This window comes from Streptomyces sp. NPDC058576, assembly GCF_042718715.1.
Lineage (GTDB): Bacteria > Actinomycetota > Actinomycetes > Streptomycetales > Streptomycetaceae > Streptomyces.
In genome coordinates this window covers 1-20,787 of record NZ_JBHXPF010000014.1, presented here as the reverse complement: position 1 = coordinate 20,787, position 20,787 = coordinate 1, and the positions used below count along the sequence as shown (strand labels likewise).

Genomic DNA, 20,787 nt, shown 5'->3' with positions numbered 1-20,787 from the left:
GCTCGCATATGCTTTCTGACGATCAGGCCGGACGCACCGTGCCGTGGCGCGAGAGGGTGAAGGCTTGACCGAGTCGCCCGTGGGCACATTTCCGAGTCCTGTGGGCACCCCCGGCATCCCCACCCAACAGGTCGGCATCCCCCACCGCCCCGAATCCCCGTTGTGGAACCTCGACGCGACGATCCTGCTGGTGGAGGACGACGCGGGTGACGCGCTGCTCGTCGAGGAGATGCTCGCCGACAGCGAGCTGGACTCCGCCCTCACCTGGTGCAAGACGCTGGGCGAGGCCCGTACGTTCCTGCGCACCTCCACCGCGCCGGTGTGCGTGCTCCTCGATCTGCACCTGCCCGACGTCCACGGCCTCGACGCCGTGCGCCAGATACTGGAGACCGACGGCGAGGCCGCGATCGTCGTCCTCACCGGCCTGGAGGACTCGGGCACCGGACTCCGCGCGGTCGCCGGAGGCGCCCAGGACTACCTGGTCAAGGGCCGTCTGGGCCCCGAGATCCTCTCGCGCGCGATCCGCTACGCCCTGCAGCGCAAGGAAGTGGAGCGGGCCGCCGCGGCGCTGCGCGCGAACCAGCTGATGGCCCAGGAGAACGCCCGGCTGGAGCGCGGTCTGCTGCCTGTCCCCCTGCTGCGCGACGACCGGTTCCGGGCCCGCGCCCGTTACGAGCCGGGGCGGGTCCACGGGCTGCTGAGCGGTGACTTCTACGATGTCGTGCAGACCTCCGACGGCACGGTGCACGCGGTGATCGGCGATGTCTCGGGGCACGGCGCCGCCGAGGCGGCCCTCGGCGTGTGTCTGCGGGTGGCCTGGCGTACCGCGGTGCTGTGCGGCACGTCCCACCCCGAGCAGATCGCCCTGCTGGAGGAGATCCTGGTCGCCGAGCGCTCGGACTCGCATGTGTTCGCCACCGTCACCTCACTCGCCTTCCCGCCCGGGCAGCGGCACGTACAGGTCCTGCGGGCCGGTCACCCGGGCCTGCTGCTGCGTCAGGGCACGGAGGTGACCTGGGTGGAACCCGAGGGCGGTATGGCGCTCGGGCTGCTGCCCGGGGTCGGCCGGTGGCCGACGGTGGACATCTCACTGCCGCCCGGCGCGGGTCTGGTCCTCTTCACGGACGGGCTCTTCGAGGGACGCGACGGGCCGGACAGCCGGCTCGGCGAGGAAGGGCTGCTGGCCATGGCACGGGCCAACGGACATCTGCCGGCCCACGCGTTCGTGGACGCCCTGGTGGCGGGAGCCGCCGAAGGGGCCGCGCCGTACGGTGGGCTCGCGGACGACGTGGCCGTACTGCACCTGGGTTGGGGATCGGAAGACAATGAGCACTGACAACGCGAAGGGCATACCGCAGGAGGGCATCGCCTCCCGGCTGTCGGTGCAGTCCTGGGTCCATCTGATCCTCGGCGGTTTCGTCGTGGTCATCTGCGGCTGCCTGGTGATCGGCGGCCTGGTGCTGTCGCGGATGTCGGAGCGCACCGACGAGCTGGTGGACCGTATCCAGCCGGCGCGATCGGTCTCCTTCCAACTGCAGAACGCCCTGCTCGACCAGGAGACGGGGGTCAGGGGGTTCGCCCTGACCGGCGACCGGTCCTTCCTGGAGCCGTACGAGGCCGGGAAGAGCGCCGAGCGGGAGCGGCTGGCCCGGGCGCGGGAGCTGATCGGCGACGACGAGCGGCTCGCGCAGGACCTGGACGCCATCGAGGCCGCCGCCGATCGGTGGCGGCAGACCAAGGCCCAGCCGTTGATCGCGGCGGTGCGGGAGGGCGGCCCCAGCCGCTCCGGCACCACCGCGCAGCTCCAGAGCAGCAAGACGGAGTTCGACAGCCTGCGGCGCGCGTACACGGCCCAGCAGGGAAATCTCGCCGAGGCGCGTGACCGGGCGAGGGACGGGCTGGACGCCGCGCGCTCCACCCGCGACTGGGTGGTGGGCATCCTGCTCGGTGTTCTCGTGCTCACCATCGTGGCGTTGAGCGTGCTGCTCCACCGGGTGGTGGGCGTGCCGCTGAACCGGCTCCGCACCGCTTCCGAAGCCGTGCGATCGGGGACTTTCGACCACCGGATCGAGATCAGGGGTCCGTCCGACGTCCAGGACGTGGCCGGGGCGGTGGAGGACATGCGCCGTCGGCTCGCCGACGAGCTGGACGAAGCCCAGCGGCGCGAGGATCTCCTCGCGGGACAGACGGAGGAGCTGCGCCGCTCCAACTCCGAGCTGGAGCAGTTCGCGTACGTCGCCTCCCACGACCTCCAGGAGCCGTTGCGCAAGGTCGCCTCGTTCTGCCAGCTCCTGGAGAAGAGGTACGGAACGGAGCTGGACGACCGGGGCAAGCAGTACATCGCGTTCGCGGTGGACGGCGCCAAGCGCATGCAGGTGCTCATCAACGACCTGCTGACCTTCTCGCGGGTGGGCCGGGTCCAGGACGGCTGGAAGCCCGTCGACCTGGGCCGGGCGTTCGACCGCGCTCTGGGCAATCTGGCCGCGTCGGTCGAGGAGTCGGGGGCGAGCGTCGAGCGCCCCGAGGAGCTGCCGGAACTCGTCGGGGACGCCACCGCCCTCACCATGGTCTGGCAGAACCTCATCGGCAACGCCGTGAAGTTCCGCGCCCCCGACCGAACGCCCCGGATCACCGTCGACTGCGTGCGCGAGGACGAGAACTGGCACCTGACCGTGTCGGACAACGGGATCGGGATCGCGCCCGAGTTCGCGGACAAGGTGTTCGTCATCTTCCAGCGGCTGCACGCCCGCGACGAGTACGACGGCACGGGCATCGGTCTCGCCCTCTGCCGGAAGATCATCGAATTCCACGGTGGCCGGATCTGGCTGGAGCCCGAACCGGGCGAAGGCACCCGCATCCACTTCACGCTGCCCGTGGCGCCCGAGGCGCCCACCCACACCACGGCGGAGCTGCTCGCTCCCGCCCTGCTCACCAGCCAGTCGGGAGACCCTTCGTGAACGCACCCGTCCAGCCCATCGAGGTCCTGCTCGTCGAGGACGACCCCGGCGACGAGCTGATGACCCGTGAGGCCTTCGAGGACAACAAGATCCGCAACACCCTGCACGTCGTGCGCGACGGCCAGGAGGCGCTGGACTTCCTCTACCGACGCGGCGAGTACGGCGACGCCCCCCGCCCCGACCTGGTGCTGCTGGACCTGAACCTGCCCAAGTACGACGGCCGGCAGGTGCTGGAGCAGATCAAGGGCGACCCCGAGCTCTCCCTCATCCCCGTGGTCGTGCTCACCACGTCCTCGGCCGAGGAGGACATCCTGCGCAGCTACAAACTGCACGCCAACGCCTACGTCACCAAGCCGGTGGACCTCGATCAGTTCATCGCCGCGGTGCGCCAGATCGACGAGTTCTTCGTGACCGTGGTGCGGCTGCCGGGACGTGCGTAGGATCGGTCCGGATCTCCTGGAGTGGGATCCTTCGCCAGGGGTAGACGAATGGCGGAAAAGGTCTGCGATCTCAACTCGGCGCCCTGGCTGGAGCACATGAACGAACAGCTCACCTCCCCACCGGAAGAACCGGGTCAGGGGACGGCCGGCGCCGAGGTGCTGCTCAGCGCCGAGGTCTTCGACGGCGAGCCGGGCTGCATCGCGCAGGCCCGTGAGCTCGCCGACCGTTTCCTGACGAGGCTCGCGGTGGAGTGCCTCGCCCCGATCGGCGAACACACGCGCAGCGACCTGATGCTGGCCGTCAGCGAGCTGGTCACCAACGCCGACCGGTACAGCCACGGCCCCTACCTCCTGGAGCTGGAGGGCAACGCGCGGCTCATCAGCGTCACGGTGTACGACAGCAGCACCGCGATGCCCGTGCTGTACGCCCCGGACCCGTCCCGCCTCGGCGGTCACGGCATGGAGATCGTCGTGGCCCTGTGCGACCGGCTCACGGCCGAGCGGGTGCCGGTGGGCAAGCGGATCCGGGCGGAGTTCCAGCTCAGCACCTGAGCCCGCCGGTGCTCCCCGTTCCGTCGGGCGCCCGTCCGCCGTCCGGGTCTTCGCCTCAGGCGTCGAGCACGGCGATCGCCTCGACCTCGACAAGGTGCTCGGGAACGTCCAGGGCCGCGACGCCCACCAATGTGCCGGGCGGTACGGGGGTGGCCCCCAGTCTCGCGGCGGCCCGGGCCACGCCCTCCAGGAACAGCGGCATCTTCCCGGGCGCCCAGTCCACGACGTACACGGTCAGCTTCGCCACGTCGTCGAAGGTGCCGCCGGCCGCTGCGAGGGCCGTGCCGATGTTGACGTAACACTGCTCGACCTGCGCGGCGAGATCGCCCGCGCCGACCGTGGCGCCCGCCGCGTCCCAGGCGACCTGCCCGGCGATGAAGACCAGCTGCGATCCGGTCGCGACCGACACCTGCCGGTAGGCGCCGATCTCCGGAAGTCCGCTCGGGTTCAACAGGGTGATGGCCATGCCGCCCGCCTCCTCGTCCCGGGGGCCGTGCCCCCGCTCCGCCACCGGACCGGACGGATCCCGGTCACTTGTGGTTACTCGGAAACCGTAGGAGAGTGGCCGCCGACAGGGAAGAACGCACTTTCCGGTGACGGGGGAACCTGATGGTGACCAAGCAGTTCAGCGGCTCGCCGGAAGACGCGGATCTGCGACGCGCGGACTCGCTGGCGCGGGAGATCTTCTCCGACGTCGCCAACAAGTGGGCGCTCCTGATCATCGAGGCCCTGGGCGAGGGCACCCTCCGCTTCACCGAGCTGCGGGGCGCGGTCGAGGGCATCAGCCACAAGATGCTCACCCAGAACCTGCGCATGCTGGAGCGCTACGGACTCGTCGACCGGTGCGTGCACCCCACCGTGCCCCCACGGGTCGAGTACACCCTCACCGGGCCGGGGCAGGGCCTGCGCCGGACGGTCCATGTGATGTGCGACTGGACCCATGAGCACCTCGGTCACATCGAGGCTTCCCGGCGCGCCTTCGACACTCCCTGACCGACGCCCCCCCCCGGCCGCCTCTCCCCCGCTGTCAGCCGTCCTGCCGGCCGAACCAGTCCAGGCACAGCACCAGCGCGTCGTCGGGCGTCTCCGTGCCCCGGTACTCCGCCAGCTCGGCGAGCATCGCGCGCGGCACGGTGGCGGCCGGCAGGAGCCGCGTCGACTGGATGGCACGGGCCAGCATGCGTTCCCCGTACACCTCGCCGAGCGGGGACACCGCGTCGTAGACGCCGTCGCTGAACAGCAGCAGCCGGTCGCCGGGCTCCACGTGGAACTCCTGGACCGTGTACTGCGACTCCTCGAACATGCCGAGCGGCAGCTGCGCCTCCAGCTCCACGCGGTGGACCGTGCGGCCGCGCTGCATCCACAGCTGGGGCGATCCCGCGTCGACGACGCCGACCCGCCCGGTCGCCAGCTCGAAGCGGAGCAGCAGGGTCGAGACGTGGGAGGCGCCTCGGTGCTGGTCGTAGAGGGCCTGGTCGGCGAGGGCCGCCTGGTCGGCGATGCCGATGCCGGCCCGGCGGGCGTTGCGCAGGGCGTTGACGGCGAGGTTGGTGAGGAGCGAGGCCTGTATGCCCTCGCCCATGCCGTTGGTGACCGCGAGGGTCAGCTCGTCGGCGTCGGCGGCCCAGTCGAAGTTGTCGCCGTGGATGGCGTACGCGGGCTCCAGCTGGGCCCCGATCGCGAACTCGGCGGCGGTGCAGGCGCGGGCGGGCAGCAGCTGCCACTGCATCTCGGCGGCCAGAGTGAGGCGGGTGGTGCGCCGGGCGCGCTGGTACAGGTCGGTGTCCCGCTCGGCGACCAGGATCTCGTGTCCCAGCAGGTCGGCCATGTGGGTCAGCTCGCCGACCAGCTCCGGGGTGGACAGGGCCTGGGGCAGCCGGACGGTGAGGATGCCGAGCCGTTCGCCCCGTACGGTCACGGGCAGGTGGTGGTCGACGGCGTCATCGTGCCGGACCTGCTGTTCGCGGGGCTCCTGGCTGCCGAACGCCCGGCCCTCGGGGCTGTTGTGGAGGGACAGCGGCTCCTTCTCGCCGTCGGGCCGGTCCAGGGATTTGAGGACCCGCAGACCGTAGTCGGCGAGGTGGAGCTCGACCGCGAGGGCCCCGTAGGCGCTGCTGAGCTCGGTGCGCAGGGTGGCCAGCAGGGCGTGCGGAGCGGCGGCCCTTACGGCGGCCTCGATGTCCGTTCGTCTGTTCACGGTCTCTCGCACATTCTTCGTCCTGCGACGCGGTAGGGGCCGGGCCCGGGCTGACAAGCGGGCCTGACGGGTGACACAGTGGCTGAATGCCCCACCGAGGATTTCGCCCGAGCAGCCGCGAACAGGCGTCCGCCGACGCCGTCGCCGCCTCGGAGCTGCTGGAGGTGCTGTGGGGCCGGGGCCAGGAATCCGCCGCTTCGGGAACCGTATCGCCCTCCCAGCTTCGTGCCCTGCTGGTGATCGAGAAGCAGGAGGGCACCAATCTGCGGGCGCTGGGCGAGGCCCTGGGATCGCGTGCCCCCTCCGTCAGTCGGCTCTGCGACCGGATGGAGGCGATGGGGCTCGTCCAGCGGGCTCCCAGCCCGACCAGTCGGCGCGAAGTGGAACTGCGGCTGAGTCTGCGCGGCCGCGCCCTTCTCGAAGAGTACCGGGCGCTGCGTGCCGCCGAGCTGAACGCCGTGCTGGAGCGGATGGATCCCGCCGCCCTCGCCGCCCTGGCGGACGGCCTCGCGGCCTTCCACGCCGCGGCTTCGGAGCGCCTTTCCCCGCAAGGGGACACGGCCGCCTCCCCACTCCGCGATGATGTCGCGGACAGCGCCTAGCTTCATCCAGCTCCTGCTTCCGCTTCCATCGGCTCTCCGCCGTCGACAGTCGGACCAGCAACCGTCGGGGACCAGATTGTTACCCGATGGAGAATGTTGTCAAATGGCAACTGTTACTCCTATCGTTACCCTCGTACCCCGCCGCGACCAGGGACGGGACGACGCCGACCCGTCCGGCAGAACGGCTCTCTGCTTCCCTTCCGACTCGCCCGAGGTGCCTTCCGTGCTTTCATCGCCCAACGAGGACAGAGCCGTCAGAATCACCACCCGGCAGGAACGGGACGCACGCGTCCTCACCGTGTCGGGTGACCTCGATATCGACAGCGTCGCACCGTTGGGCCTCGCGCTGACCTCGGCGGCGGACGACGGCTCCGGCCCGGTCGTCGTGGACCTCTCCGGCGTCGGCTTCGCGGACTCGACGACGGTGAACGTGCTCCTCCAGGGACACACCGCGCTCGGCGAACGGCTGCGGCTGGCCGCCCCCTCCCCGTTCATGCGACGCCTGATCGGCATGATCGGCCTCGACAGCGCCCTGCCCGTGCTGCCGTCCGTGGACGACGCCATCGACGCGGTACTGCCTTCCTGACCTCTCCCGCACCGCCTGCGTGACCTCTCCCGCACCGGGTTCCCGACGGTCCCGGCCCGGTCGGCCGAGGCGGGAGGGCGGCTACCGCCCCGCCACACCCGCTCCGGGCGCCCGGTCGAACACGCAGTCCCCGCACAGCCCGCCGCCCGGGCAGCGCCAGTACAGGCAGCAGCTGCGCCGCCGGAACGCCGGACCGTGCGGGGTCCCGGTGTCGCGCAGCGCCTCGTCGTCGAAGAGTTCGGCCGCCAGTGCGCGGGCCCGTTCGGCCACGTCCGGCCGGTCGTGGGCGCGGGCGAAGGCGACGAGTTCGCGTACGGCTCCGGCGAGCGCGGATCCCGCGTTGCCCCGCAGCAGTTGCGGGGAGATGTTCCCGTCGCGCCGGAAGGCCGCTGACAGCGGGACCAGGTGCCGGTACTGGACCTCCTCACGGATCCGGGCCGCCGTGCCGGGCAGCTCAGCCGTCCCCGCGAGCCACAGGTCGTCCGGCGAGGTGGACGACGGGTCCCAGTGCAACGCGTCGGGCGTCAGGGCGGGGATCCGCCCGAAGAGCGCGGCCGGGCCCAGGGCGATGGACCAGAGCCGCGCGGCCAGTCCGAGATGGGCGATGGAGGCGGCGACCCTGCGCTCGGGGGCCGCGAGGCGCTCCGCGACCCGGTCGACACGCGCGGCGAGCGGGCCGTTCTCCCCCGCGTACAACCGCTCCAGCGGCCGGTGCCCGCCGCCCGGCACCGGGGTGGTCCGCAGCGCGAAGAATCCCCCGACCGACGCCAGTAGCACCAGGTCCATGGCCTGCTCCCCCTCGGTTCCCGGTCCGTCAGCGGTCCCGCTCCCGTGACCTGCCGTACGGACACCGACTGTGCGGTCCTCGCGGCTCACCGTATCCGCCGGGCGACAACTTCTGACGGCAGGGGGCGGCAGGACTACCGTCGGGAGGAGGACGTCGGTCCAACGGGCGTACTACTGGGGCAGTACGCCGAAGTGCAGTCTCAAGGACGACGACGTGGGGCCCCGGACGGGACATCGTGGTGTACATGAGCTCCCTTGCGTTGTCCGTGCTGCTGTCACTGATCTCCGCGGTCGCCTATGCGGCCGGGGCGATCATCCAGGAGCGCGTGGCCGCGACCGGTGACAACTCCTCGTACGCCCTGCTGCGCAACGGCGTGTGGTGGATCGCCGTCGTCCTCAACGGGATCGGCGCGGTCCTGCACGTGGTGGCACTCGCCTACGGTCCGCTCAGCCTGGTCCAGCCGCTCGGTGCGCTGACGATCGTCTTCGCGCTGCCGATGGCGGCCCTGTTCGTGGGGCGGAGGGCGGGGGCGACGGCGTGGCGCGGCGCGCTGATGGCGACGGCCGGGCTCGGCGGGCTGCTGGCGCTCACGGGCAACGCCGAGCCGCACACCCTCAACGGCACCGAGCAGGCGCTGCTGGCCTCGGTGACGTTCGGGACCGTCGGCGCGCTCGTCGTGCTCGCCCGTACGCTGCGCCGGCCGGTCCTGCGCAGCATCGTCCTGGCCACGGGCGCGGGCGCGGCGTTCGGCATGGCCTCGGTGTTCACCAAGACCGTGGCCGTGGAGTGGACGTCCGGTTCGCTGCGCTCGGGCGCGCTGCCGCTGCTGGTGATCGCCGGGCTCGCGGCGGCGGGCCTGTTCCTGTCCCAGGCCGCCTACCGGGGCGCGGGGCTCACCGCTCCGCTCGCGACGGTGACGGTGGTCAACCCGGTGGTGGCCGCCGCGATCGGCCTCACCCTGTTCGGCGAGCAGTTCCGGCTCGGCGTGCCGGGCACCGTCCTGGCCCTCTCCAGCGGGGCGTTGGCCGCCGGCGGCCTGATCATGCTGACGCGGGAGAGGCTGAACAGGGAGCACGCCGAGCAGGCGCGGACGGACCCGGAGGCGACGGGCCCCGGTACCCGGCGCACGGTCCAGGCCGGAGGCTCCGGTGCGGAGGACACGGCCGGCGGCGGGGAAGGGCGAAAAGACGGGCGCCCCTCGGCGTCGCCGGCCGTGCCGGAATCCGCGTCGGGGCAGCTGCCCTCGGGACACCAGCCGGCGCCCCTGCCGCCGGGGCGCGCCGTTCCGCAGATGGAGTTCGGTATGCCGGGGCCGCTCGCGGAGCAGCGGCGGCGCGGCGGATCCACTCTGCGGCGCTCCCGCTCCGAGCGGACGGTTCAGACCCTGACGCCGCCGGCCCGCAGGTAGGCGAGCGGATCGACGTCCGAGCCGTAGCCGGGGCCGTTACGGATCTCGAAGTGCAGGTGGGGGCCGGTGCTGTTGCCCGTGGAACCGGAGCGGGCGATGCGCTGCCCGCCGGAGACCGACTGCCCCGCGCGCACATGGAGCGCGGAGAGATGGGCGTACTGGCTGTACTTGCCGTCGCTGTGCCGGATGACCACCTCGTAGCCGTACGCTCCGGCCCAGCCGGCCGAGACGACGCGCCCCGGGGCCACCGACTTCACGGACGTCCCGGTGGGCACGGGGAAGTCCACGCCGGTGTGGTATCCGCTGGACCAGCCGCCCGCCTGCCGGTAGGGGGTGCCGGTGCCGGCGGCCACCGGGGCGCTGAACCCGGAGTGCTTCACGGCCCGTTCCGGAGCGGGCTGCTCCTTCTTGGGGGCGGCCTTCTTCGGGGTCTGCTGCTTCGGGGCCTCCTGCTTCGGGGCCTGCTGCTTGGGCGCTTCCTTCTTGGGCGCCTGCTGTTTCGGCGCCTGCTGCTCGGGGGCGTCCTTCTTGGGCGCCTGCCGCTCGGGAGCTTCCTTCCGGGGCTCGGCCCTGCGCTGATCCGCCTTCGGCGCCCGGCTCCCGTCGAGGCTCAGCCGCTGCCCGGGGAAGATCAGATCCGGGTCGTCCCCCACGACGCTGCGGTTGGCCGCGTGGAGAGCCTGCCAGCCGCCGCGCACGCGCTGGGCGGAGGCGATCCCGGAGAGGGAGTCGCCGCTCGCGACGGTGTACGCGTCGCGCTTGCCCGGCACATGGGTGGGCGTCGCCGCGGCGGGACGCGTCTGCGGCTGCTGAGGCGGCGCGCTCCGCGGCGCCGGGGCCTGGACGCTCTGCGCGTCGGTCCCCGGCCCCGGGTTCGTCTCGGGCGCGTCCCCGCCCCGGGTGAGCCCCGCCCGTACCGAGCAGGTGGGCCAGGCGCCGGGGCCCTGGCCGTCCAGCACCTTCTCGGCGATGGCGATCTGCTGGTCCCGGGTGGCGAGATCGGCCCGCGGCGCGTACCGCGTGCCGCCGAAGGCCTCCCAGGTGGAGCCGCTGAACTGCAGCCCGCCGTAATAGCCGTTGCCCGTGTTGACGGCCCAGTTCCCGCTGGACTCACAGGCGGCGACCTTCTCCCAGACCTCACCCGACGCGGCGCCCGCCGAGGCCGCGGTGATGAGCGGGAGGGCGATGCCGGCGCCGCCCGCCGTCACCGTGAGCGAGGCACGGTTGATCCGACTGGGCTGATATCTGCGGTGCCGTCCGGTCGCGGCCATACGTGGCTCCCCCACTGGCTTCGGTACATCTCGCAAGGGGCAACGTAGGTCCGCACGGTGACTGATCACAAGCAAAACGTGATACTCGGCCTCCCCCGGCCGGTCGGTGGCCGAATACCGCTGCCGCGAAGTCCCGGCCCTCGCGCTGCCGCGCCCGCTGCATCGGGCCCGTTCCCTGCCGGTTCCGGCCGCTGCCGCGAACCTCCCTCGCCCCTGGAGGCGTTCAGGCCCCCGCGGACTCCTCCGGCCAGGCCCGCATGGCCAGGTCCGCGAGCTCCTCCAGCTCCGCACGGCTCGCGCCGTCGCGGGCCTGCTGCGACATTCCCTGGCCGACGGCCGCCGTATAGCGCGCGAGCGCCGCCGCGTCGACGTGCGCGGGGAGCACCCCCGCGTCGATGTCCAGCTGGATCCGCCGCCGGAACTCCGTCACGTTGCGCAGGCGGTGGCCGCGCAGCACCGCCACCACCTCGTCCGACGAGCAGTTCTCGGCGGCGCTGAGCACCATGCAGCCGTGCGGCCGGCCGTCCGCCGTGTACTCCGCCGCGGCTTCGCGCAGCATCCGCGCGAAGCCGCGTCGGGCGGTCGGTTCAGCGGCCAGGGCCCGGTCGCCGAAGCCGCCGAAGAGGGTCGCGTACGCGTCGAGGACCTCGCCGAACAGCTTCCGCTTGTCGCCGAACGCGGCGTACAGGCTCGGCGCGGCGATGCCCATCACGCGCGTCAGGTCCGCGATGGAGGTCGCTTCGTACCCCTGCTCCCAGAAGAGCAGCGTCGCCTTCCGGAGAGCGTCCTCCCGGTCGAAGGTCCGTGGTCTGCCGCGCTGCTTCGTCGCCATGCGCCAATTCTATAACGACCGCTAAGGAACGTGTTACGGTCTTTTCTGTAGCGACCGCTAATAAAAAGGGAGGGCGGAGCCATGAGCTCGCTCACGGGAAAGACGGCACTGGTCACCGGCGGCAGCAGGGGCATCGGACGGGGGATCGCCGAGCGGCTCGGCCGCGACGGAGCGCTCGTCGGTGTGCACTACGGCAGAGATGAGGCGGCGGCCCTGAAGACCGTGGCCGCGATCGAGGAGGCGGGCGGCACGGCGTTCCCGGTCGGCGTGGAACTGGCGGCTCCGGGGTCCGCGGCCGCGCTCTGGGCCGCCTTCGACGAGCACGCGGACGGCGTGGACATCCTCGTCAACAACGCCGGGACAGGCACATCGCAGAACTTCACGCAGATCGAGGAGGCGGAGTACGACCGACTGTTCGACGTCAACACGAAGGCGCCGTTCTTCCTCACCCAACTGGGGCTCGACCGGCTGCGGGACGGCGGACGCGTCATCAACGTCTCGACGGGCCTCAGCCGAGCGGCGATGATGCCGGACCTGATCGCCTACGCCATGACCAAGGGCGCGCTGGACGTGTTCACCCGCTACCTGTCCAAGGTGCTGGGCAGCCGGGGCATCACCGTCAACGCGGTGGCGCCGGGGATCGTGGACACCGACGCCAACGCGGACTGGCTGCGCACCGGCGACGAGGCCTGGGCGGGCGCGGCGGCCCTGTCCGCCCTGGGGAAGGTCGGCACCGCGGCCGACATCGCCGACGTGGTGGCCTTCCTCGCCTCGGACGACAGCCGGTGGATCACGGGCCACTGGGTCGACGCGACGGGCGGCTCACTGGCCTGAGACGTCACGCCGGCCCGTTGTGGAGCTACGGGACCGCAGACGCGTGGAGAGCGCTCTCCGTTGGTGCTATAAAGGCGCTCATGACGGATGATCTGCGGCCGGCCGGAGCACCCACCCTGGAGGACGTCGCCCGGGCGGCCGGCGTCTCGCGCGCCACCGTCTCCCGGGTCGTCAACGGGGTGCGCAATGTGGATCCGGTGATCCAGGAGGCCGTGCGTCAGGCGGTCTCCGTGACGGGCTACACCCCGAACCGGGCGGCCAGGTCCCTGGTGACCCGGCGGGCCGATGCCGTCGCCCTGGTCGTGTCGGGCGCGGGCGTCGAGCCGCAGGCGGCCGCGGAGGACAACGGCGGCGGGGCACCGGGGGCCGGGGCACGGGCGAGGAGGCCCGGCGACGGGGCCGGGGCCGGCGACGCGGGCTCGTTCACCGCGCAGGTGTTCGCGGACCCGTTCTTCGGCCGGGTGGTGACCGGGGTGGTCGACTACCTGCGTCCGCGCGGGATGCACCCGGTGCTGATGTTCGCGGAGACCTCACGGGCGCGCGAGGAGGTGGTGGCGTACCTGCGGCAGGGCAGCGCGGACGGGGCCCTGGTCGTCTCGACGCACGCCGAGGACCCGCTGCCCGCTCTGCTCGCGGACGCCGGTCTGGCGGCCGTCCTGTACGCGCGCCCGGCGCGGCCGGTCCCGGTCAGCTATGTCGATCTCGCGCACCAGGACGGCGCGCGGCTGGCGGCCGAGCATCTTCTGGGCCGGGGCTGCCGCGTGATCGCGACGATCAGCGGCCCGCTGGACGTACCGGCGGGCCTGGCCCGCCTGACGGGCTTCCGGGACACCATGGCGCGCCACGGGCACGCGTACATCCCCATCGCCGAGGGGCAGTTCACCCAGGAGAGCGGCGAGGCCGCGATGGAACGGCTGCTGGCGGAGCATCCGGATCTGGACGGGGTCTTCGCCGCCAACGACCTGATGGCGCTGGGGGCCTGCCACGTCCTGCGGGAGCACGGCCGCTCGGTGCCGGGGGACGTGGCGGTGGTGGGCTTCGACGACAGCAGCGCGGCCCTGGCCTGCCGCCCGCCGCTGACCACGGTCCGCCAGCCGGTGGAGGGGATGGCGGCCGAGATGACGCGGCTGCTGCTGGACCGGCTGGCCCGGCCGGACGGCCCGGTGACATCGGTGATCTTCGAACCGGAGCTGGTGATACGGGGCTCGGCCTGAGGGCTGTCCGTCGGACCGAACGCGGGATGAGGCAGCTTCCCCTGGAGCGCCCGCTCGCCGACGCCCAGGACGCCCGGCCGGGCCGGGTGGACCCGCACTGGGGCGCGCCGGGCGGCGCGGTGGGCTGACCGGCGGAGGCGTGCCCTCTCAGCCCAGCGCGGTCCGGTGGCGTTCCCGGACCGTCTGGACGGCCGTGCGCGGCGGGGTGCCGGCACCGCCCACCCCTGGACGGCTGCCGCCCCGGGTGAGGAAGTCGGCGAGCGGGAGCGTCGCCGCGCCCACCGTGACCGCGTCCGGGCCGAGGCGCCCCATCTCGATGGTGGTGCGGGCCGCCGCGTGGCTCAGGGCGTACTCGTTCGCGTACCGGCGGATCTCCGGCAGCAGGCGGGGGCCGAGGAGCAGCCCCGCCCAGCCGCCGATGAGGATCCGCTCGGGCAGGAAGAGGTTGATCAGGTCGGCGAGGGCCGCGCCGAGGCATTCGGCGGTCTCGTCGAGGAGCGAGAGCGCCACCGGGTCCGGGGCGGTGCCCCGGCGCGCCGGATAGGCGGCGGCGAGCAGCGCGGCGAGCGCGGTCTCGTCGTCGGCGTCCTCGGGCAGCGGGCCGCCCGCCTCGCGCCAGCGCTCGCGCAGGGCTTCCGCGCCCGCGTACGCCTCCAGACAGCCGATGGAGCCGCAGCGGCACCGGCGACCGCGCAGCTGGACCGTGGTGTGGCCCCATTCGAGGGCGAGGCTGGTGCGGTCCTCGTCAAGGATGTCGCCGTGGTCGACGCAGGCGCCCACGCCCGATCCGATGAGGGCGATGGCGGCGGCGCCCGCGCCCCGGCCGCCGCCGAACCACATCTCGGCCTGGCCGAGCGTCTTGGCCCCGTTGTCGATGAACAGCGGCACCTCGGGCGGCACGTCGACGGCCTCGCGCAGGAGTTGTTCGAAGGGGACCGCGCGCCAGCCGATGGTCTGGCCGTGCACCACCGCGCCGCGCGTGCCGTCGGGGCCTTCGGGGCCGTCGCGCTCGATGATGCCGGGGACTCCGATGCCGATGCCGAGGAGCCGGCGGGGGTCGGCGCCCGCGTCGCGCAGCACGTCCGCGACGCCGGTGCGGACGTGGGCGACGATCCGGTCGACGTCGTAGCCGTGCTGGGCCAGCAGCCTTTCGGTGCGGGCCAGTTCGGTCAGGGAGAGGTCGAACAGCTCGACCCGCACCCGGGTCTCGCCGATGTCGATGCCGACGAGCAGCCCGCCGTCCGGGGCGACGCGCAGCAGCGTACGGGGGCGGCCGCCGTCGGAGTCGACGACGCCGGCCTCCTCCAGCAGTCCCTCGGCGGAGAGCTCCGCGACGACGTTGCTGATGGAACCTGAACTCAGGCCCGTGACCGGTCCGAGCTCCTGACGACTCAGCGGGCCGTCGAAATACAACCGTTGCAATACCCTCGCCCGGTTGCCCCGCCGCAGGTCACGCACGGTTCGTCTGTTGCGCTCGGCCATGGTGCTCCTTCCCGTCCAGGAACATACCCCGGTCGAAGGCCTTGACGCGACCTTCTCTCACCTCTTAAATCACGGCATAAATTAAGTCATGGAGGCCGTTCGGTTCCCGAACGCAGCCATCCCCGGAAAGGGGCCACCTCTCATGCGTCACCTCAGAGCCGCAAGCGCCGTCACCCTCGCCCTCGCCATCGCCGTGGCCGCCACCGGCTGTGGCGGCGGGTCCCCGTCGGGCGGCAGCAACGAGTCGCCGAAGACCCTCACCTACTGGGCTTCCAACCAGGGTCCCAGCATCGAGGCCGACAAGGAGATCCTCACTCCCGAGCTGAAGAAGTTCGAGAAGGAGACCGGGATCAAGGTGAAGCTGGAGGTGGTGCCGTGGGCCGACCTGCTGAACCGGATCCTCGCCGCCACCACCTCCGGTCAGGGCCCGGACGTGCTGAACATCGGCAACACCTGGTCGGCCTCGCTCCAGGCGACCGGGGCACTCCTGCCGTGGGACGACAAGAACTTCGAGGCGATCGGCGGCCGGGACCGCTTCGTCGACTCGGCGGTCGCCTCGGCCGGCAAGGAGGGCGAACCGCCCGCCGCGGTGCCGCTGTACTCCCTGGCGTACGCCCTCTACTACAACAAGAAGATGTTCGCCGAGGCGGGCGTCGAGAAGCCCCCGGCCACCTGGGACGAGCTGGTCGAGACCGGCAGGAAGATATCCAAGGACGGCAAGTGGGGGCTGGGCGCCGAGGGCGGCAACCTCTCCAACAACATCCACCAGACGTTCGTCCTGGGCCAGCAGCACGGCGCCGACTTCTTCGACGAGGACGGCAAGGCGACGTTCGCCTCGGACGGTGCGGTCGCGGCGGTGAAGCAGTACATCGACTTCATGGCCAAGGACAAGATCATCGCGCCGGGCAACGCGGAGTACGCCCAGAACCAGTCGCTCACCGACTTCGCCAAGGGCAAGACGGCCATGGTGCTGTGGCAGGCCGCCGCCTCCACCTTCGCCGCCCAGGGCATGAAGCCCGAGGACTGGGGCGCGGCCCCGGTGCCGGTCCCCTCGGGCGCACCGGGTACCGGCAAGCAGACCAACTCCATGGTCGCGGGCATCAACATGGCGGTGTTCAAGAACACCAAGAACATCGACGGCGCGAAGAAGTTCGTGAAGTTCATGACGAGCGACGCCGAGCAGAAGCTGCTCAACAAGACCTACGGCTCCATCCCGCCCGTCGAGGCCGCGCAGGCCGACGCCGCCTTCGGGGCCCCCGACCTCAAGATCCTGCGCGACACCCTCGCCACCAGCGCCGCCCCGCTCCCCCAGGTCCCGAACGAGTCGCAGTTCGAGACGGCCGTCGGCACGGCGGTCAAGGAACTGTGGGCGGACGCGGCGGCCGGACGCCCCGTGACCGAGGAATCCGTCAAGGCGCGCCTGGAAAAGGCCCAGCAGACGATGCAGCAGTGAGGCCCTGATCCATGACCGCCACCGTCACCACGGACCCCGAGGTCGACAAGTCGACGAGCAGGGGGACGAGCCGGGGCACCGGGGGTGCGCGCAGGAGACTGCCGCGCATCCCCGACCGGATCCGCCAAGGCGGACTGCCCTATCTCCTGCTCCTGCCCGCCGTCCTGCTGGAACTCCTCATCCACATCATCCCGATGGTCATCGGGATCGTGATGAGCTTCCGGCAGCTCACGCAGTTCTTCATCAACGACTGGGGCGCGGCGCCCTGGTCCGGCCTCGACAACTACCGGATCGCCGTCGACATCGACGCGCCGATCGGTGAGGCCCTGCTCCACTCGTTCTTCGTCACCTGCGTCTTCACGTTCTTCTCCGTCGGCCTGGCCTGGCTGTTCGGCACGGCCGCCGCGATCCTGCTCCAGGAGAGCTTCCGGGGCCGGGGCGTCCTGCGGACGATCTTCCTCGTCCCGTACGCCCTGCCTGTCTACGCGGCCGTCATCACCTGGGCGTTCATGTTCCAGCGGGACAACGGGATGATCAACCACGTCCTGCACGACCAGCTCGGCATCACGGACGAGCCGTCGTTCTGGCTGATCGGCGACAACAGCCTCTACACCCTGATCATCGTCTCGGTGTGGAAGGGCTGGCCGTTCGCCTTCCTCATGCTGATGGCCGGGCTCCAGAACATCCCGCGCGACCTGTACGAGGCCGCCTCGATCGACGGCGCCGGCATCTGGCAGCAGATCCGCCGGATCACCCTGCCCTCGCTGCGCCCGGTCAACCAGGTTCTGGTGCTGGTGCTCTTCCTGTGGACGTTCAACGACTTCAACACCCCGTTCGTCCTGTTCGGGAAGTCGGCGCCGGAGAACGCGGACCTCATCTCGATCCACATCTACCAGTCGTCGTTCGTCACCTGGAACTTCGGCACCGGGTCGGCGATGTCCGTCCTGCTGCTGCTCTTCCTGCTGATCGTGACGGCCGTCTACCTGTTCCTCACCTCGCGCGGAAGGAAGGGCGCCGATGTCTAGCCTCACGCGGCCGACCCGCACCACCCGGTCGCGGGCCCGCTCGCCGATGGCCGCGCCGCAGTCCTTCCTCTGGACCCGCCGCATCATCCTCACCCTGCTCGCCGGCTTCGTCCTGCTGCCGGTCTACGTGATGGTCAGCAGCTCGCTGAAGCCGCTCCAGGACGTGTCGGGGAAGTTCCAGTGGATCCCGTCCACGCTGACGATCCAGCCGTACTTCGACATCTGGGAGACCGTCCCGCTCGCCAAGTACTTCGTCAACTCGCTGATCGTGGCGGGCTCGGCGACGGTGCTGTCGGTGACGATCGCGGTGTTCTCGGCGTACGCGGTGAGCCGCTACCGGTTCCGGGGCAAGCGGGTCTTCACCGTCACGGTGCTGTCCACGCAGATGTTCCCGGGGATCCTCTTCCTGCTCCCCCTGTTCCTCATCTTCGTCAACATCGGCAACAGCACGGGCGTCGCACTGTACGGCTCGCGCGGCGGGCTCATCCTCACCTACCTCACGTTCTCGCTGCCGTTCTCCATCTGGATGCTGATCGGCTACTTCGACTCCATCCCCCGCGACCTCGACGAGGCCGCTCTGGTGGACGGCTGCGGACCGGTCCGCGCCCTCTTCCAGGTCGTCGTGCCGGCAGCCGTCCCGGGCATCGTCGCCGTGTCCGTCTACTCCTTCATGACGGCCTGGGGCGAAGTGCTCTTCGCCTCCGTCATGACGAACGACGCCACCCGGACCCTCTCCGTCGGCCTCCAGGGCTACGCCACGCAGAACGACGTGTACTGGAACCAGGTCATGGCGGCGTCCCTCGTCGTCAGCGTCCCGATCGTCGTCGGGTTCCTGCTCCTCCAGCGCTATCTGGTCGCCGGTCTGACGGCGGGAGCCGTCAAGTGACCCCCACAGAAAGGCAGTACGTGTCCGACCTCACCACCCTCCCGGCGGATTTCACCTGGGGCGTCGCCACCGCCGCGTACCAGATCGAGGGGGCCGTGGCCGAGGACGGCCGCTCCCCCTCCATCTGGGACACGTTCTCGCACACCCCCGGCACCATCGACGGCGGTGACACGGGTGACGTGGCCTGCGACCACTACCACCGGGTGCCCGAGGACATCGGCCTGATCAAGCGGCTCGGCGCGGACGCCTACCGCTTCTCCATCGCCTGGCCGCGCGTCGTGCCCGGCGGCGACGGGCCGGTCAACAAGGCGGGCCTGGACTTCTACGACCGGCTCGTGGACGGACTGCTGGAGGCCGGTGTCACCCCGTTCGCCACCCTCTACCACTGGGACCTGCCGCAGGTGCTCCAGGACCGGGGCGGCTGGACGGTACGGGAGACCTCGGAGCACTTCGCCGCGTACGCCTCCCATGTGGTGGAGCGCCTGGGCGACCGGGTCAAGGACTGGGCGACGCTCAACGAGCCGCTCTGCTCGGCGTGGATCGGTCACCTGGAGGGCCGGATGGCGCCGGGTCTCACCGACCTGACCGCCGCCGTGCGCGCCTCCTACCACCTGCATCTGGGCCACGGCCTCGCGGTGCGGGCGATCCGGGCGGCCTCCCCGGACGCCCGCGTCGGCATCGTCAACAACCTCAGCCCGATCGAGCCGGCGAGCGCGAGCGAGGCCGACCTCGCCGCCGCCCGGCGCGCCGACGGCCACATCAACCGCTGGTGGCTGGACCCGATCCTGGGCCGCGGCTACCCGCAGGACATGGTGGAGGAGTACGGCGTCGAACTCCCGGTCCGGCCGGGCGACCTGGAGACGATCGCGGCCCCGCTGGACTGGCTGGGGTTGAACTACTACTTCCGCCAAATCGTCACCGCCGACCCCGACGGGACCGCACCGCACGCCGAGCAGGTCTCCGTCCCCGGCGCCCGGCTCACCCACATGGACTGGGAGGTCCACGCGGAGGGCCTGGAACAGCTGTTGCTGCGCCTGACCGAGGAGTACGGCGTCCAGCGGATCTACGTCACCGAGAACGGTTCGGCGTACGAGGACGTCGTCGGGGCGGACGGTTCGGTGCACGACCCGGAGCGCGTCCGCTATCTGGAGGAGCACCTCGCCGCCTGCGCCCGCGCGGTCGCCAAGGGCGCCCCGCTCGCCGGGTACTTCGCCTGGTCCCTGATGGACAACTTCGAGTGGGCCTACGGCTACGACAAGCGGTTCGGTCTTGTCCACGTGGACTACGCGACCCAGCGTCGTACGGTCAAGAGCAGCGGGCTCCGGTACGCGGAGCTGGTCCGGGAGCACGCGGCACGAAGCGCCCGCCCGGCCGCCTGACCTCACTCCCCGCACGTGACGGCCGCCCCCGGCCGCGGCGAATCGCTCGCCGCGGCCGGGGGCTTCTCGCATCGCGGGACAGTCTCTAGGCGGTCGCCCACGGCTTGAGCATGTCCTTCATCGCGTCCGTCAGAGCGATCTGCAGCAGCGGACCGTAGGTGATCCGGCCGACGCCGAGACGGCGGAAGCGCTCAAGGTCGTGTTTCACGGGATGGGCGGTGGTGTTGACCGGAACGGCGACGGACGCGGTCACCGCCGCGAGCAGGTCGTCGTCGTCCTGGATACGCACCGGGTAGACGCTGTCGGCGCCGGCCTGCTCCAGGGCTCGCAGTCGCTCGATCACCTCGTCGAGCACGTCGGCGGGATTCTCCGCGTGCAGGAAGAGGTCGGTGCGCCCGTTGACCCAGAGCGGGACCCCCGCGTCGTCGGCCGCCGCGCGCAGGCCCGCGACATAGCTCGCGTGCTCCTGCGTGCCGCGCACCCGTCCGCCCTCCGAGTGGACGGTGTCCTCGATGTTGAGTCCGGCACCGCCGACCTCGATGAGACCGGCCACGAGATCCGCGGGCTTCTGTCCGTAGCCCGCCTCCAGGTCCACGGAGACGGGGACGTCGACGGCCGCGATGATCGGCCTGACGGCGGCGAGCACCTCCTCGAAGGTCTGTCCCTCCTGGTCGGCGGCCCCGCGGGAGTCGGCGAGCGGATGGCTGCCGATGGTCAGGGCGGGGAAGCCCGCGGCGGCTGCGGTCCGCGCGGACCAGACGTCCCAGACGGTGGGCAGCACGAGCGGCTTGTGGTCGGCGTGCAGTTGCTTGAGGCGTTGAGCGCGCTCAACGGTGGTACGAGAGTCCATGCCGAGGACGCTACCCCCGATCGCCCGAGAAC

The 20,787-nt window shown here is 71.5% G+C and carries 21 protein-coding genes; 14 read left to right on the top strand and 7 right to left on the bottom strand.

Translation table 11 applies throughout. The annotated features are described in order from the left end of the window. The first annotated feature begins 100 nt into the window (after positions 1–100). The 4 genes from ACFWRV_RS13155 (at position 101) to ACFWRV_RS13140 (ending at position 3,949) form a co-directional block, all read left to right on the top strand. Positions 101–1,336, top strand: a complete 1,236-nt coding sequence (locus ACFWRV_RS13155) for a PP2C family protein-serine/threonine phosphatase (RefSeq protein ID WP_384332793.1) — start codon at positions 101–103, stop codon at positions 1,334–1,336. Beyond that, positions 1,326–2,957, top strand: coding sequence for an ATP-binding protein (locus ACFWRV_RS13150; RefSeq protein WP_384332790.1), 1,632 nt, complete (start codon positions 1,326–1,328; stop codon positions 2,955–2,957). Before ACFWRV_RS13155 ends, ACFWRV_RS13150 begins: the two co-directional genes overlap by 11 nt. Next, on the top strand, positions 2,954–3,397 hold the full coding sequence (locus ACFWRV_RS13145; protein WP_384332787.1) for a response regulator: 444 nt from the start codon (positions 2,954–2,956) through the stop codon (positions 3,395–3,397). The genes ACFWRV_RS13150 and ACFWRV_RS13145 overlap by 4 nt, the downstream gene beginning before the upstream one ends. A gap of 96 nt (positions 3,398–3,493) precedes the next feature. Continuing rightward, positions 3,494–3,949 (top strand): ATP-binding protein, encoded by a 456-nt coding sequence (locus ACFWRV_RS13140; RefSeq protein ID WP_384333062.1) that lies wholly within the window; start codon positions 3,494–3,496, stop codon positions 3,947–3,949. Between the two features lie 55 nt (positions 3,950–4,004). On the opposite strand, the gene ACFWRV_RS13135 is transcribed toward ACFWRV_RS13140, so the two are convergent. After that, positions 4,005–4,415, bottom strand: coding sequence for a RidA family protein (locus tag ACFWRV_RS13135; RefSeq protein ID WP_384332784.1), 411 nt, complete (start codon positions 4,413–4,415; stop codon positions 4,005–4,007). A 143-nt stretch (positions 4,416–4,558) separates the two neighbouring features. Here ACFWRV_RS13135 and ACFWRV_RS13130 point away from each other — a divergent pair, with 143 nt between their 5' ends. Further along, a complete protein-coding gene (locus tag ACFWRV_RS13130) occupies positions 4,559–4,942 on the top strand; it encodes a winged helix-turn-helix transcriptional regulator (protein WP_384332782.1) in 384 nt (127 codons plus the stop codon). A gap of 34 nt (positions 4,943–4,976) precedes the next feature. Here ACFWRV_RS13130 and ACFWRV_RS13125 read toward each other — a convergent pair whose 3' ends face one another. Then, positions 4,977–6,146 (bottom strand): PP2C family protein-serine/threonine phosphatase, encoded by a 1,170-nt coding sequence (locus ACFWRV_RS13125; protein ID WP_384332778.1) that lies wholly within the window; start codon positions 6,144–6,146, stop codon positions 4,977–4,979. 86 nt (positions 6,147–6,232) lie between these two features. Between ACFWRV_RS13125 and ACFWRV_RS13120 the strand changes: the two genes are divergently transcribed. Both ACFWRV_RS13120 and ACFWRV_RS13115 read left to right on the top strand, forming a co-directional pair. Then, on the top strand, positions 6,233–6,748 hold the full coding sequence (locus ACFWRV_RS13120; protein WP_384332775.1) for a MarR family winged helix-turn-helix transcriptional regulator: 516 nt from the start codon (positions 6,233–6,235) through the stop codon (positions 6,746–6,748). Between the two features lie 223 nt (positions 6,749–6,971). Beyond that, complete coding sequence (locus ACFWRV_RS13115) at positions 6,972–7,334, top strand: STAS domain-containing protein (RefSeq protein ID WP_384332772.1); 363 nt, start codon at positions 6,972–6,974, stop codon at positions 7,332–7,334. 81 nt (positions 7,335–7,415) lie between these two features. On the opposite strand, the gene ACFWRV_RS13110 is transcribed toward ACFWRV_RS13115, so the two are convergent. After that, complete coding sequence (locus tag ACFWRV_RS13110; RefSeq protein ID WP_384332768.1) at positions 7,416–8,120, bottom strand: (2Fe-2S)-binding protein; 705 nt, start codon at positions 8,118–8,120, stop codon at positions 7,416–7,418. 245 nt (positions 8,121–8,365) lie between these two features. Between ACFWRV_RS13110 and ACFWRV_RS13105 the strand changes: the two genes are divergently transcribed. Next, entirely contained in the window at positions 8,366–9,529 is a 1,164-nt protein-coding gene (locus ACFWRV_RS13105; protein WP_384332765.1) for a DMT family transporter, read from the top strand. On the opposite strand, the gene ACFWRV_RS13100 is transcribed toward ACFWRV_RS13105, so the two are convergent. Next, complete coding sequence (locus tag ACFWRV_RS13100; protein WP_384332762.1) at positions 9,499–10,800, bottom strand: transglycosylase family protein; 1,302 nt, start codon at positions 10,798–10,800, stop codon at positions 9,499–9,501. The genes ACFWRV_RS13105 and ACFWRV_RS13100 overlap by 31 nt on opposite strands. 223 nt (positions 10,801–11,023) lie before the next feature. Continuing rightward, positions 11,024–11,632 carry a TetR/AcrR family transcriptional regulator gene (locus ACFWRV_RS13095; RefSeq protein ID WP_384332759.1) on the bottom strand — a complete coding sequence of 203 codons (609 nt, stop codon included), beginning with the start codon at positions 11,630–11,632 and terminating at the stop codon, positions 11,024–11,026. Positions 11,633–11,713: 81 nt separating this feature from the next. Between ACFWRV_RS13095 and ACFWRV_RS13090 the strand changes: the two genes are divergently transcribed. Then, positions 11,714–12,466 carry an SDR family oxidoreductase gene (locus ACFWRV_RS13090; protein WP_384332757.1) on the top strand — a complete coding sequence of 251 codons (753 nt, stop codon included), beginning with the start codon at positions 11,714–11,716 and terminating at the stop codon, positions 12,464–12,466. A gap of 80 nt (positions 12,467–12,546) precedes the next feature. Next, on the top strand, positions 12,547–13,680 hold the full coding sequence (locus tag ACFWRV_RS13085; RefSeq protein WP_384332754.1) for a LacI family DNA-binding transcriptional regulator: 1,134 nt from the start codon (positions 12,547–12,549) through the stop codon (positions 13,678–13,680). Positions 13,681–13,827: 147 nt separating this feature from the next. On the opposite strand, the gene ACFWRV_RS13080 is transcribed toward ACFWRV_RS13085, so the two are convergent. Then, positions 13,828–15,162 carry an ROK family protein gene (locus tag ACFWRV_RS13080; protein WP_384332751.1) on the bottom strand — a complete coding sequence of 445 codons (1,335 nt, stop codon included), beginning with the start codon at positions 15,160–15,162 and terminating at the stop codon, positions 13,828–13,830. 142 nt (positions 15,163–15,304) lie between these two features. Between ACFWRV_RS13080 and ACFWRV_RS13075 the strand changes: the two genes are divergently transcribed. The 4 genes from ACFWRV_RS13075 to ACFWRV_RS13060 are packed head-to-tail and all read left to right on the top strand — an operon-like array spanning position 15,305 to position 19,905. Next, complete coding sequence (locus tag ACFWRV_RS13075; protein WP_384332748.1) at positions 15,305–16,615, top strand: ABC transporter substrate-binding protein; 1,311 nt, start codon at positions 15,305–15,307, stop codon at positions 16,613–16,615. A gap of 11 nt (positions 16,616–16,626) precedes the next feature. Further along, complete coding sequence (locus ACFWRV_RS13070; protein WP_384332745.1) at positions 16,627–17,640, top strand: carbohydrate ABC transporter permease; 1,014 nt, start codon at positions 16,627–16,629, stop codon at positions 17,638–17,640. After that, positions 17,633–18,526, top strand: coding sequence for a carbohydrate ABC transporter permease (locus ACFWRV_RS13065; protein WP_384332742.1), 894 nt, complete (start codon positions 17,633–17,635; stop codon positions 18,524–18,526). Before ACFWRV_RS13070 ends, ACFWRV_RS13065 begins: the two co-directional genes overlap by 8 nt. A gap of 20 nt (positions 18,527–18,546) precedes the next feature. Next, positions 18,547–19,905: a GH1 family beta-glucosidase gene (locus tag ACFWRV_RS13060; protein WP_384333058.1), complete on the top strand. Its 1,359-nt coding sequence runs from the start codon at positions 18,547–18,549 to the stop codon at positions 19,903–19,905. A gap of 85 nt (positions 19,906–19,990) precedes the next feature. Here ACFWRV_RS13060 and ACFWRV_RS13055 read toward each other — a convergent pair whose 3' ends face one another. After that, positions 19,991–20,755, bottom strand: coding sequence for an isocitrate lyase/phosphoenolpyruvate mutase family protein (locus tag ACFWRV_RS13055; RefSeq protein WP_384332739.1), 765 nt, complete (start codon positions 20,753–20,755; stop codon positions 19,991–19,993). Between the last annotated feature and the right edge of the window lie 32 nt (positions 20,756–20,787).